At 52.5% G+C, this 12,708-nt stretch carries 11 protein-coding genes and 1 pseudogene; 10 read left to right on the plus strand and 2 right to left on the minus strand.

Annotated elements, in window-relative coordinates; all coding sequences use genetic code 11:
- Positions 1-25: 25 nt before the first annotated feature.
- The 8 genes from KUC_RS01415 (at position 26) to KUC_RS01450 (ending at position 10,526) form a co-directional block, all read left to right on the plus strand.
- Positions 26-1,045 carry a patatin-like phospholipase family protein gene (locus KUC_RS01415; protein ID WP_007111279.1) on the plus strand — a complete coding sequence of 340 codons (1,020 nt, stop codon included), beginning with the start codon at positions 26-28 and terminating at the stop codon, positions 1,043-1,045.
- Between the two features lie 396 nt (positions 1,046-1,441).
- A complete protein-coding gene (locus tag KUC_RS01420) occupies positions 1,442-2,794 on the plus strand; it encodes a NarK family nitrate/nitrite MFS transporter (RefSeq protein WP_007111280.1) in 1,353 nt (450 codons plus the stop codon).
- 143 nt (positions 2,795-2,937) lie between these two features.
- Positions 2,938-4,215: a nitrate regulatory protein gene (locus KUC_RS01425; protein ID WP_040479174.1), complete on the plus strand. Its 1,278-nt coding sequence runs from the start codon at positions 2,938-2,940 to the stop codon at positions 4,213-4,215.
- Positions 4,216-4,345: 130 nt separating this feature from the next.
- Positions 4,346-5,032, plus strand: coding sequence for an SDR family oxidoreductase (locus tag KUC_RS01430; RefSeq protein ID WP_007111282.1), 687 nt, complete (start codon positions 4,346-4,348; stop codon positions 5,030-5,032).
- A 137-nt stretch (positions 5,033-5,169) separates the two neighbouring features.
- Positions 5,170-6,162, plus strand: coding sequence for an LLM class flavin-dependent oxidoreductase (locus KUC_RS01435; RefSeq protein ID WP_007111283.1), 993 nt, complete (start codon positions 5,170-5,172; stop codon positions 6,160-6,162).
- Between the two features lie 23 nt (positions 6,163-6,185).
- A complete protein-coding gene (locus tag KUC_RS01440; protein WP_007111284.1) occupies positions 6,186-6,680 on the plus strand; it encodes a GNAT family N-acetyltransferase in 495 nt (164 codons plus the stop codon).
- A gap of 350 nt (positions 6,681-7,030) precedes the next feature.
- On the plus strand, positions 7,031-8,695 hold the full coding sequence (locus KUC_RS01445; RefSeq protein WP_007111285.1) for a methyl-accepting chemotaxis protein: 1,665 nt from the start codon (positions 7,031-7,033) through the stop codon (positions 8,693-8,695).
- A gap of 175 nt (positions 8,696-8,870) precedes the next feature.
- Positions 8,871-10,526, plus strand: coding sequence for a sensor domain-containing diguanylate cyclase (locus KUC_RS01450; RefSeq protein ID WP_007111286.1), 1,656 nt, complete (start codon positions 8,871-8,873; stop codon positions 10,524-10,526).
- A gap of 36 nt (positions 10,527-10,562) precedes the next feature.
- On the opposite strand, the gene KUC_RS01455 is transcribed toward KUC_RS01450, so the two are convergent.
- Both KUC_RS01455 and KUC_RS01460 read right to left on the minus strand, forming a co-directional pair.
- The gene (locus KUC_RS01455) at positions 10,563-11,117 is read right to left on the minus strand and encodes a DUF1415 domain-containing protein (RefSeq protein WP_040479177.1); all 555 of its coding nucleotides are present in this window, start codon (positions 11,115-11,117) and stop codon (positions 10,563-10,565) included.
- A gap of 88 nt (positions 11,118-11,205) precedes the next feature.
- Positions 11,206-11,892, minus strand: a complete 687-nt coding sequence (locus tag KUC_RS01460) for a GntR family transcriptional regulator (RefSeq protein WP_040479180.1) — start codon at positions 11,890-11,892, stop codon at positions 11,206-11,208.
- Positions 11,893-12,071: 179 nt separating this feature from the next.
- Between KUC_RS01460 and KUC_RS01465 the strand changes: the two genes are divergently transcribed.
- A complete protein-coding gene (locus KUC_RS01465) occupies positions 12,072-12,641 on the plus strand; it encodes a chromate transporter (protein WP_007111289.1) in 570 nt (189 codons plus the stop codon).
- A pseudogene (locus KUC_RS20270) lies at positions 12,638-12,708 on the plus strand (chromate transporter); the annotation flags it as partial. The gene KUC_RS01465 and the pseudogene KUC_RS20270, both read left to right, overlap by 4 nt.

Below are 12,708 nucleotides of genomic sequence, written 5' to 3' on the forward strand. Positions count from 1 at the left end.
TAAAAGCAGGCAATGGGAAAAGCATATGGCAAAGGTCAAAAAGCTAGACCTCGCGTTACAAGGTGGCGGCGCTCACGGAGCTTATACCTGGGGTGTGATTGATCGCCTTCTGGCAGATGATCGCATTGAAATTGAGGGTATCAGCGGCACCAGCGCCGGGGCGATGAACGGCGTGGTGATGGCCGATGCGCTAACACGGGGTGATAAAGAGACCGCGCGGCAAGCGCTGCACGATTTTTGGCAAGCGGTGAGCCGTGCGGGTATGGCCAGCCCCATCCGCCGCTCCCCTATGGATATATTGACCGGCAACTGGAGCCTGGATCATTCGCCCGGTTTTATTGCGATGGATCTGTTAAGCCGTGTGGCCTCCCCCTATCAACTCAACCCGCTCAACCTAAATCCGCTGCGCGATATAGTGGCGAACCATATTGATTTTGAGAGAGTCAGAAAATGCCAGCAGCTCAAGCTGTTTGTAGCGGCCACTAACGTACGCACAGGTAAACAGCGCGTGTTTCATCGCGAAGAGATGAGCGTTGATGCTGTGATGGCTTCTGCTTGCTTACCCTTTATGTTCCAAGCGGTAGAGATCGACGGCGAAGCGTATTGGGATGGCGGCTATATGGGTAATCCGGCGCTATTCCCGCTCATAGAGGAGTGCAGCGCGCGAGATATTCTGCTGATACAAATTAATCCTATCAGCCGTAATGAAGTGCCCACTACGGCATCGGCCATTATGAACCGTCTTAACGAGATCACCTTTAACTCTGCACTAATTAAAGAGATCCGCATGATCGCGTTGCTTAAGCACGCCCTCGATGAGCAAGGAATTGAAAACTGCTACCAACAGGCTTTGTTCCACCGCATCAGCGGTGAACAGGCGCTTGAGGGGCTCTCAGTCTCCAGCAAATCCAATTCCGAGTGGGCTTTTCTATGCCATCTATGTGAACAGGGCCAAGCAGCCGCCGAGCGCTGGTTAAGCGAGCACTTCGATGCCATCGGCAGCCACTCCACGCTTGATATAGACGCCGTCTATTTGCATGAATAGCGGGCGACGCCAACTACGTTTAAAACTCTTCTTTTAAAACTCTTCTTTTTAAACCCTGCGTTTAAGAATCTGCTTTTAAGAACCGTATAGCACCAAGATGCCGCAAAATGCGGCACTGCATGCCCAATCATGCAGCATAGCCTTGATCGCTCATCGCTCACACGCACAGCAGAAATAAATTAACATGCTGATTCTTAGCAACAAACAATCAACTGGCAAACTACCTGCATAACTCCTACCAGTGGTGGTAGGCGTGGACCAGGCCCAACTGGGTACGAGTGCGTCGAACCTGACCTTCAACGGTGAAGGCATGTTCTCGTCAATTGTTTGCGTAACGCGCTAGCTCGTTTGCGTTGCGTTGCGATCAACTCGTTTTATGCCCCGTGAGGCCATCCCATGGACATACGCAACAAAGCCAACCGCATTCGGTTATTTAACTTCTCGACCCCTCAGATGCGCGCTTTCCACTTCTCATGGTTCGCGTTTCATATCTGTTTCTTCGGCTGGTTCGGCATCGCCCCGCTCATGGCGATTGTTCGTGAAGACCTTTCTCTAACCCAAACACAAATCGGCAATACTATTATTGCTTCGGTGGCGATTACCGTCATTGTGCGCCTTGCCATTGGCGTACTCTGCGACCGAATCGGCCCGCGTAAAACCTATACCGGGCTACTGCTGTTAGGTGCTATTCCGGTGATGGGCATTGGCTTAGCCGATAGTTTTGAAACCTTTCTATTGGCGCGCTTAGCCATTGGGGCCATTGGTGCCTCCTTCGTGATTACCCAGTACCACACGTCAATGATGTTCGCCCCCAATGTGGTTGGTACCGCCAACGCTACCAGCGCGGGCTGGGGCAACTTAGGCGGTGGCACCACACAAATTCTGATGCCGCTGATCTTCTCTGGCATGCTGATGCTGGGCGTTAACGAAGCCTTTGGCTGGCGTTTGGCGATGATGGTACCAGGCGTAGTGATGTTCTTTACCGGTATTGGTTACTGGTTTTTCACCCAGGATGCGCCCAACGGTAACTTCAGCGAGCTACGCGCACGCGGCGAGCTGCCTGAAGCGACAGGTGAGAACGGCGCAGGCCAAAGTTTCCTAGCCGCCGCCAAGGATATTCGTGTTTGGGCACTGTTCGTTGTCTACGGCCTCTGCTTTGGCGTGGAGCTGACGATCAACAATATTGCTGCCATCTACTTCTTCGATAAGTTTGATCTCACCCTGGCTACCGCAGGCCTGATCGCTGGCTTGTTCGGGTTAATGAATATTTTTGCGCGTACCCTGGGGGGCGTTTTCTCGGATCTTTTCGCCAAGCAAGGGGGCTTGAAAGGACGCGTTCGCTGGCTGTTTATTGCATTAGTTTGCGAAGGTATTGCATTGGTAGCGTTCTCGCAGATGCACGTATTGAGCCTGGCTATTGGTATCATGCTCGTGTTCAGCCTGTTTGTGCAGATGGCAGAAGGCGCTACCTACGGTGTTGTCCCGTTTATCAATAAAAAAGCCTTGGGTGCCGTCGCGGGCATTGTCGGTGCTGGTGGTAATGTGGGCGCTGTAGGCGCTGCTTTCCTATTCCGCAGCGAAAGCCTGACCTACCAGCAAGGCCTGTTCTATTTAGGTCTCACGGTGCTGATATTGGCCTCCTGCGTGCTGCTGGTACGCTTTAGTGATGCCACCGAAGCCGAAGAGGCCAAAGCCTACCGCGATGCAGTAGGTGATGACGTAGGCGCAGGCGCTCTGTCGTTACGCTAAGCGCTTTCCAGTACACTTTTATACTCATACGTAAACTCATACTCCCATACGTTCCTATTCACTCCCATATGCCTGGTCTGGGTATGGGAGAAAACGCTATGGGAGTGTTTACATTTAGGCGGCGAGTCACCAAGGAAATTTCTATGTCTTCAGCGCAGCAACTGCTCTTAACCGCCATTCGTTGCGATATCGACAACCTTACCCACCTTGCCACCACCGCCGATATTGTCGGCGACATTAGTCGCTTTATTCACATGCTCCAGCGTGAACGAGGCGCCTCGACGATTTACCTAGCCTCCCAGGGTCAACGCTTCAAAAACCGCCGCGACACCTACCGTGAGCACAGTCAGCAGGCCGAAACATTAATGCGCCAACGGCTGGAAGCGCTCAGCGAGGAAGCCCGCCCCCAGGCTGCCGCGCGCTTACTGCGCCGGATTGCCGCCGTTTGGTACGCGCTCGACGAACTTGGCGCGCTTCGCCAAGCCATCGATACCTTTGCCATCACACCCGATGCGGCGACTCAGGCCTTTAACCAGTTGACCAGTGGACTGCTGGCCATTGTGTTTGAGGCCGCTGACACCTCTATCGATCCTGATATTACCCGCACCCTGGTCGCCATCTTCCACTTAATGCAGGGCAAAGAACTGGCTGGCCAGGAGCGCGCCTGTGGCGCCTTTGGCTTTACCCATGGCCACTTCGATGAGCCCCACCGAGCTCTGCTAAACCAACTAATGACGGATCAACAGCGTTGCTTTGACACCTTTGTAGAGTTCGCTACGCCTGAAGCGCAGCAGGCATGGCAAAAGGAGCTTTTACCGCGCACGCTGTCGGGTATTTGCCAGTTGCGCGATATCGCCTGCCAGCGCTCATCAGCATCGCAATCAACGCCCAAAGAGACACCGGATACACTGGGTGAAACCTGGTACGAACTGACCACCCTGCGTATCGACTCAATGAAAATGGTTGAAGATGCGCTAATCTCACAGCTAAGCGTGCTTTGCCACCGCAAAATCGCCCAGGCCGAGGACGCTTTAGAAAAAGCTAAAACGCAGCCTTGTACTTATGCTCCTGCGCCTTGCGAACAACTGCTGGCGCTTAATGATGGACAACCACTAGGCGACCTGACGGCCAACGCCCTCACCTCGCCATTAGGCCGCTCGCTGATTGAACTCACTCAAGCCCAGGCCAGCCGTTTACAGGGGCTTAGCGATGAGCTCGAAAATACCCGTAAAGCGCTACGTGAACGCAAACTGATCGAACGCGCCAAGGGCCTTATCATGGCTCACCAAGAGATGAGTGAAGAAGAGGCCTACCGCTTTCTGCGTAAAACTTCGATGGATCAAAGCAAAAGCATGGCGGATATGGCCCAGGCTATTCTCGATCTCTCCGCGATGCTAAAACGTAAAGATAATAAAACGTAAAGCAGGAGGGCTCTCCTGTAACGGTCAATTAGCAAAGCCATAGCAGGCTGGTAAGGCAATTATTTGCAGGATGCCGTCACCTTAGCCATGCTAAAAGCTTACCTGACGAACCAAGCAAGGAGCGCAACCCATGCATACCGGCGTGCTATTAATTACCGGCGCATCTAGCGGCATCGGTGCAGCCACCGCCCGAGCAGCCTCACGTGAAGGCTATAAACTGGTACTGGCCGCCCGTTCTAGCGACAAGCTCACCACTCTAGCGCAAGAGCTGGGGCCGGAAAACGTGCTGACCTGCGCGCTGGACGTGACCAACATGGAGCAGCAGCAGGCCATGGTTGAGCAGGCACTGGAAACCTTTGGCCGCCTGGATGCCGTCTTTGCCAACGCTGGCAGTGGCGGCACGCCGGGCGGCTTTAGTGAAGCTGACCACGACGCATGGCGTGAGATGATCCTCACTAATATCTATGGGGTGGGCCTCACTATTCAGGCCTGCTTGCCCGCCCTAAAACGTAGCCAAGGCCATGTGTTGTTAACCGGCTCTGCGGCAGGCCGCACGACCATTCCAGGCTCTATGTATAGCGCGACCAAATGGGCGGTCACAGGAATCGGCTATAATCTGCGTGAAGAGTTGCGCGGTACCGGCATGCGGGTAACGCTGATAGAACCGGGAATGGTCGACACACCCTTTTTTGATCAACCGCCGACCCATGCCTTAGAAGACCGCGATATCGCCAATGCGGTGGTTTACGCGCTGGCACAGCCTGCCCATGTCGATGTGAATGAAATTCTTATTCGCCCCACCCCGCCGCTTGAGTGAATGCTTGTGACATAGCGAGCACCACCTGTTGCAATCCCACACCTTGCAATTCACCTGCACTGGCCGCATAACGTGTAATTACCAAGCGCGCTAAGCAATTTCTCACTCTACGCGCCCACGATTTTTGCAGGTGATCCATGAGCCAACTCGCTTCCACGGCACTCTCCGTCCTTGACCTGGCGCCTATCCGCCAGGGCGGCAGTGCCGCAGAAACCTTCCGCGATAGCGTTGCCCTTGCACAATTAACCGAGCGGCTGGGTTTTACCCGTTACTGGCTTGCCGAGCACCACAATATCGCCGGTATCGCCAGTGCAGCGACCTCGGTATTGATCGGCCACATAGCAGGGCAAACGTCCACTATCCGCGTGGGTAGCGGCGGGATTATGCTGCCTAACCATCCACCGCTGGTGATTGCCGAACAATTCGGCACCCTGGAAACGCTTTACCCTGGCCGTATTGACCTGGGCCTAGGTCGCGCACCAGGCTCGGATGGAGCCACCATGCAGGCAATGCGTCGCAACGTCCATGCGGGGGTAGATGATTTTCCGCAACTACTTAACGAATTGCGCAGCTACTTAGACGATGCAGAGCCCCAGCAGCGTGTGAAAGCAGTGCCTGGCCAGGGCACCCATGTGCCTATTTGGTTACTGGGTTCCAGCGGCTACAGCGCTCAGCTGGCGGCAAAACTGGGCTTGCCGTTTGCGTTTGCCGCGCAGTTTGCACCAGGCTATTTATTTGAGGCCCTGCGCTTATATCGCGACAATTTTCGACCCTCGGAACACCTGGATAAGCCCCATGCTATGGTTGGATTACCCGTGATGGCCGCAGAGAGCGATGCGATGGCTCACTACCTGGCCACGACTGCACAGCAGAAGTTTTTAAATCTGATTCGCGGTAAACCGACTCAGTCACAGCCACCGGTTGAACAGCTCGATTGGTCGCCGGTTGAGCAGGCCCAAGTAAGCCAGTTTTTAGGCGCGGCGATTATTGGCGGGCCAGAGACGGTTAAAGCGGAGCTTGAAGAGTTCCAATCGCGCACTGGCGCCGATGAGCTTATGATTAATAGCGATTTTTATAATCATACTGACCGTCTACGCAGCTACGAGATTGTGGCAGAGGTTGCTCGGTAAGCGCATCTCAATACAGGATATTTATGACCACTCTCGCTTTCTCTTCGATGACGGATGACGATTTTGCTGCTTTCTGGCCAACTTTCCAAGCCATTGTCGCAGCGCAAGAGACCTATGCGTTTGATCCCGATATCAGCTACGAAGCTGCCCGTCAGCTATGGTTTAAAACGCCTAACGCCAGCGTGGCTGCCAAAGATGAAAATGGTCAAGTGCTGGGCGCTTACTATCTAAAAACCAATGCGTCGGGCCCCGGCGATCATATATGTAACTGTGGTTATATGGTCACCCCTGCCGCACGGGGCAAAGGCGTAGCACGCGCCATGTGCGAGCACTCCCAGCAGCAAGCACGGGAACTTGGGTTTCTAGCCATGCAGTACAACGCCGTGGTGGCCACCAATGAAGTGGCGGTCGCGCTATGGCAGAAGCTTGGTTTTAGCATTGTGGGTACCGTACCAAACGCTTACCGCCATGCACGCCTTGGGTTTGTCGACACTTATGTGATGCATAAGACACTTTAACCGTTACGTTTAATGTAACGATTGAAAGCAATGGCTTGAGTTAGGAGTTTACGCCCCTAATTCGGCCTTTGTTTCTTACCCCTTTTCCCCCACCCTCTTTCTCTATAGAAATTACCCCCCTCTTTTAATCATCGAAAAAGCCTAAAGACTTTTATTTTAAATACAACTGAATAACTCCCCTTCAAATAGCAAGCAAACATTTAACTATACAACTTTACTGTGATTAAGCATTTAAAAATATAATATATTAAAAACAGCTTAATTAACCCGCCAAATTAACAAGCAATTGGTACCTTTTAAAACGCCCTTAAGCATCAATACAGGTGCTGGGAGCATTTGGAGGCATATCGATGCAAAACATATCCGTTAAAAAAGTGATTGCCGGTGCACTGATCGTGCTTTTAGCGATGATCATAGTACTGGGTAGTATGGGTGTAATGGAAGAGCGCGAGGCCGCACAGCTGCTATCAGAAATTAATGAAATAAGCGCTCAGCAAGCGAGTGCTGCCAACCGAGCAGAAACGAATTTGATGGAAGTTCGGGTAAGGTTGGAGCGTATGTCGCAGCACTACCGCGTTGGCAACGCAATCAGCGCAGAACGGGCACTAGGAGACGCACGACAGAGCTTGGAAAAATCCGATCAACGCATTGCGGAACTCACTAGCCTTGAGCTACCGAGCGACTCAGAGCGACGCCCGCTGATTGATGCGATTGTTGATAGCTACAACCTTATTGTCACTAACACACTCAGAGAGGATTTAGCCAATGCCCGTTATGAGGCACTTGATGCATATCGGGATCCCATCAATCAACAATTTTCCAGCTTCAGCACTGCCATCAGTCACTTTAACGACTACGCACTGAGCAGAGGCAACCAAGTGTATTCGGAAGCTCAACGCGACAGCATAATGTTTGGCATTACGGTAGGCGTACTCATTTTAGCGGCCATTGTCCTCTATATCGTGGTGCAGATCATGATTAACCGGCTCGTTATTAATCCACTCCAGCGGGCGGTTAGGATATGTGAGAATGTAGCTAAAGGTGACTTAACCAGTCACATTGAAGGCAGGGGACGTAATGAGATCGGTCGCCTTTATAGTGCCATGGAGGATATGCAAGAGCGCCTGGAGGAGATGATTGGCACACTCAATCAAAGTAGCGAAGCCGTCGCCTCTAGTTCCAAACAAATCGCGAGCGGCAGCCAGGACCTCGCCTCACGTACCGAGCAACAAGCCGCGGCATTGCAACAAACCGCCGCAAGTATGGATGAAATTTCATCAATTGTGCGGCAGAACGCCGACACCGCCGGTCAAGCACAGCAACTAACCCAAGACGCAGCGCAACAGGCGAATACCGGTAAACAGGCCTCAGAGCGCACCAGCCTACTGATGCGCGAGCTGGAAGAAACCTCACACAAAGTCCACGATATTGTTCAGGTGATTGACTCTATCGCCTTTCAAACCAATATCCTGGCGTTGAATGCCTCGGTGGAGGCCGCTCGTGCAGGAGAGCATGGCAGGGGGTTTGCGGTGGTTGCCAGTGAAGTTCGCTCATTAGCCACAAAGACCTCCACCTCTTCGAAAGAAATACGCACCATGATTGAAGATATCTCGCAGCGTATTGTGGTGGGTGCGGAGCAAGCAGCGCAAAATGGCCATGATATGGCGGAAATTAACGAAGCAATTCGTAAAGTGACGGAAATGATGCAAGAGCTCGCTCTCGCCGCAAAAGAGCAGGAGTCGGGCATTAGCCAAGTGAGTACGGCAGTTTCTCAGATGGATTCCGCCACTCAGGAAAATGTGTCGTTGGTTGAAGAGACCAGTACGGCATCCGCATCACTCCAGGATGAAGCCACCCGTTTGGCCGAGCTAGTCACCACCTTCAAACTCAAGCACGCCACTAACAGTGGCACAGCAAGCCCCGCCATCACTAGCTCACAGCGGACTGCTGCTACTCATCGCTCTTATCAATCTAAACAATTGCCTAGCGCCACACCCGATTGGGAAGAGTTTTAGAGAGGCGTTCTAGACCGCACTTCGGGGCCAGCTCGGCTGGCCCTTTACCATCGAGCCAACGCTAACATTAATAAAAATTACAGACAGTAAAATGCAAATATTGACAGAATAGGGTACGTTTTCTCTACATAATAATAATGAAATTAAATAAATTCTTTCTCTGTGATGGCAAATTATGTCTGTTCAAGCTTGGTTATTTTCACGCTTCTCGCTGCGCTCGCGATTTATTGCCCTGATTGCCACATTGGTGTTTGCCACAACGCTGCTACTGGGCTGGGTGGCATCGCGGGAATCTGCGCAGCAAATGGAAGATAATATTGGTAATGCGACCGCCGAAGCAGCCTATCAAATGATAGATAAGCTGGATCGCAACATGGATGCGCGCATTAAGGAGGTCAAACTCCTATTAGCTATGCAGGCGCTCACCAATGACACGAATACGAACGTTCTTCGGGAACAGCTAGAGCGTTTACAAGACAACCACAACGTGGTGTCTTGGATTGGCTTTACCGATCCAGAAGGTACTGTTCAAGCAGCAACTGAAGGAATTTTAGAAGGCGTTTCAATCGCGCAAAGGCCCGTATTTATGGAAGGGCGCGAGGCGCTCTGGATAGGTGATGTTCATGAGGCAGTGTTACTCGCACAGCTACTGCCCAACCCCAGCGGTGAAGCGCTTAAATTTGTCGACATTGCCACCCCGGTGTATGACCGCAATGAAGAACTCCAGGGCGTTCTGGCAGTACATTTGAGTTGGCAGTGGGCCGAATATATTCAGCACTCCATGTTCGCTCCCACTCTGCAGCGGCAAGATGCCGAGATGCTACTGCTTTCAGCTAACGGTACCGTACTGCTGGGTCCGGAGGCGCTTATAGGTCAAACGCTAAACAGCCTAAAACACATACCAGGCCCGACATACACATCGCCGCAATGGGCGATTGAAACCTGGCCCAATGGCGAACAGTTTGTCACCGGCTATGCGCGCAGCAGCGGCTTTGAAGACTTCTCTGGCCTAGGCTGGGTTGCCGTTAGTCGTAAACCGGTATCTACCGCCTTTGCCCCTGTCGAAGAGCTACAGGCAGCGATTATGGGCATAGGTATACTCTTGGCACTGTTATTTGCAATGGCGGGCTGGATGATTGCCTCTCGCATGGTAGCCCCTCTCTCTCGCTTAGCCAGTGCCGCCGATAAAATACAGGATGGCGAGCACGCCTACTGTATTCCTCTGGAAAGTGGCTCTCCAGAAATGAAACGCCTGTCGACCTCTATGCGCAATATGGTTAGCCGCTTGCTGGATCAACGGCAGACGATCCACCGCTTGGAAGATTTAGCCAATACCGACCCGCTGACGGGTCTGCCCAATCGTGCGTTTCTTAACCAATACCTGCAGCTCGCCATTCCAGAAGCTGAAAGGAACAAACAGAGCATGGCGGTGATGTACATCGATCTGGATGGTTTTAAACAGGTCAACGATGAGCTGGGCCACCATGCAGGGGATCTGCTCCTCATTGAGATCACTCAGCGCCTGAAGACCGCCCTGCGCAGTGGCGATGTGGTGGCGCGCCTGGGTGGCGACGAGTTCGTAATGGTGCTTAAAACCAAACAGGAGCACTTGGAAATGCTGACCCATGAGGTTAGTAGACGTTTACTGACCGCTATCGCCCAACCGATTTTATTACCCGAAAACAAACGCGCCCACGTTGGCTGTAGTTTGGGCGCCGCCTGGTGGCCACACCACGGTCTACATATTGATACGGTGCTACAACTTGCGGATAGCGCCTTGTATGCGGCTAAAAGCAAAGGTAAACACCAGCTAGTGATTCACAGGCCTTAGCAGTTAATTTCAAACCCCAGCCATTCAGCTTAAACCCTAATCATTCACGTCAAAACAGGCTTGCAGCTGTTGCTCTGCATCGGCACTGCCCATTGCCGTTAACTTAGCGATATTGCGCTCGGGGATAGCGTCAGTATCGCCGTAAAACTCAATCGCCTTTTCGACGCTCTCTTCGCGCAGCAGATGCACCATGGCGTAGGGAGAGCGATTGGTATAGTTAGAGGCGTCGTCGGGCTCAGTTCCATCGAAGCAGTAATCGGGGTGAAAGGTGGCGAGCTGATAGATCCCTTCATAACCCTGGTCAACGAGAATGCTTTCAGCCAGCTCAACAAAATCCAGGTAGTGATCAAAGCTTTTGAAAAGTGTTGGGAATACCAGCAGCGTCGTTTCTGTTTCCGGATGCTCATCCAGCCACTGTACTTCAACCATCAACTCCTCAAGCGCCACTTCGATTTTCTTGGAGCGCACAACCTCAACACGGATGGTTTCACGCGCTAGCTCCCGTTGAGCGAATGGGCAAATATCATGCGCCACAATGAAGGTACGCACCCATTTCAGCGTTTGCGCAACTATTTGCTTATCTGTGTGCATAGCACCCTCTTTACTTATCTGGTCGGCGATGACCGACACCCTATGCGCTGCAGTTTACCAACTGTTGGTTGATAATGTTTGTTACCAACTACACGTGATCTTGATAGCGCTTCAGGGCGACTTCATAAGATTTGTGAATATGGTCGTCCATTAATTCACGCGCTGCTTTGGCGTCCCGCTGCAGTGCCAGCTCCACGAGTTGATGGTGCTGTTCATCCAGCTCTTGACGAATCGTCGGCATCTTTGGCCCCAGGCGTCGGTAGCGATCGAACTGGTCGTGCAACTGCTCAATAAAACGTAACAGCCAGACTGACCCACACGGCGCCACCAACGTACGGTGAAACTGAGTATGCAGATGCTCCCACTCCTCGCCTTTATCCAGGCTAATATCAGCTCGTTTCAAACGGTGCGCGGCTGCCAACAAATCGGCCTCCCAAAGCGAGTCACCGTTAGCAACAGCCCGCTCTAACGCCATCCCTTCCATCTCCAAGCGCATCTGGGCAATATCATCCAGCTCATCCCTTGACAGCTTCGGCACGCGAAAACCGCGCTGATTTTCCTGCACTAGCAACCCATAAGCAGCCAATCTATTGAGCGCTTCCCGTAGCGGGCTCAATCCTACTTGGTAGCGATCCTTTAGCGCATTGATAGCAAGCTTTTCGCCGGCAACAAAACGCCCGCCCACCAAATCTCTACGTAAATGATCAAAAACACGACTTGATGCAGTACCTGCTGGCCCTACTGGCTTAGCCGACGTAGGTAAAGAATTATTCATGACGATGTCCTTTATTCATCTCAGCTCCCGATGCTCATTCTATTTTTCACGGTTGACGCCGGATCGAGCACTACCTATATTCTATTTTAGACAAGATAATCGATTTTTTAACCTACAAACGATAAATAAGGTCTGGATATGCTTCTGGTCTCCTCGTTGACTCTGCGGGATGCGCGCCCATGAATCCACCCGCCGCCTCCTGGCAACTGTTCTGGGCCTTTTTCCGCGTCGGCATCTTTGGCTTCGGCGGAGGCCCCGCGATGATTCCCTTAGTTCGCGCCGAGGTCGTCACCCGCCACCACTGGTTAACCGACGAAGAGTTTGCCGACGTCTTGGCGATTGGCAATACCTTACCCGGTCCAATCGCCACCAAAATGCCCGGCTATATTGGCTACCGTGTGGCCGGTATCACCGGCTGTATCGCCGCCGTCATTGCCATTATCGTCCCGATGATTGTGGCAATGATTGTCATGTTAGGCATTTTCAGCCGATACCGCGATGTGGCATGGATTCGCGGTATGGGCCAAGCGGTCGTGCCTGTGGTAATGGTGATGATGGCACAACTCACCTGGGACTTTTTTGATAAATCACGGGCCGCCCTTGGCTGGCTGATAAGTATTGTCATAGCCATTATTGCCGCAGGGTTGATCTACTGGCTCGGCATCCACCCAGGCTGGGTCATTGGCGCCATCCTGATTGCCGCTCTCTTACGACCTGCCGGTAAGCAAAAAGCGGAGGGGGCGGCATGATTTATTGGGATCTCTTCTTAGCCTTTTTTATTCCGAATATTATCGGCTAAAGCGGGGGGGCCCCCCC

The organism is Vreelandella boliviensis LC1 (genome assembly GCF_000236035.1).
Classification (GTDB): domain Bacteria; phylum Pseudomonadota; class Gammaproteobacteria; order Pseudomonadales; family Halomonadaceae; genus Vreelandella; species Vreelandella boliviensis.

Bases quoted from the DNA above. Each gene is read 5' to 3' on its own strand.
- KUC_RS01415 (WP_007111279.1), top strand. From the start codon at position 26: ATGGCAAAGGTCAAAAAGCTAGACCTCGCGTTACAAGGTGGCGGCGCT.
- KUC_RS01420 (WP_007111280.1), top strand. From the start codon at position 1,442: ATGGACATACGCAACAAAGCCAACCGCATTCGGTTATTTAACTTCTCG.
- KUC_RS01425 (WP_040479174.1), top strand. From the start codon at position 2,938: ATGTCTTCAGCGCAGCAACTGCTCTTAACCGCCATTCGTTGCGATATC.
- KUC_RS01430 (WP_007111282.1), top strand. From the start codon at position 4,346: ATGCATACCGGCGTGCTATTAATTACCGGCGCATCTAGCGGCATCGGT.
- KUC_RS01435 (WP_007111283.1), top strand. From the start codon at position 5,170: ATGAGCCAACTCGCTTCCACGGCACTCTCCGTCCTTGACCTGGCGCCT.
- KUC_RS01440 (WP_007111284.1), top strand. From the start codon at position 6,186: ATGACCACTCTCGCTTTCTCTTCGATGACGGATGACGATTTTGCTGCT.
- KUC_RS01445 (WP_007111285.1), top strand. From the start codon at position 7,031: ATGCAAAACATATCCGTTAAAAAAGTGATTGCCGGTGCACTGATCGTG.
- KUC_RS01450 (WP_007111286.1), top strand. From the start codon at position 8,871: ATGTCTGTTCAAGCTTGGTTATTTTCACGCTTCTCGCTGCGCTCGCGA.
- KUC_RS01455 (WP_040479177.1), bottom strand. From the start codon at position 11,117: ATGCACACAGATAAGCAAATAGTTGCGCAAACGCTGAAATGGGTGCGT.
- KUC_RS01460 (WP_040479180.1), bottom strand. From the start codon at position 11,892: ATGAATAATTCTTTACCTACGTCGGCTAAGCCAGTAGGGCCAGCAGGT.
- KUC_RS01465 (WP_007111289.1), top strand. From the start codon at position 12,072: ATGAATCCACCCGCCGCCTCCTGGCAACTGTTCTGGGCCTTTTTCCGC.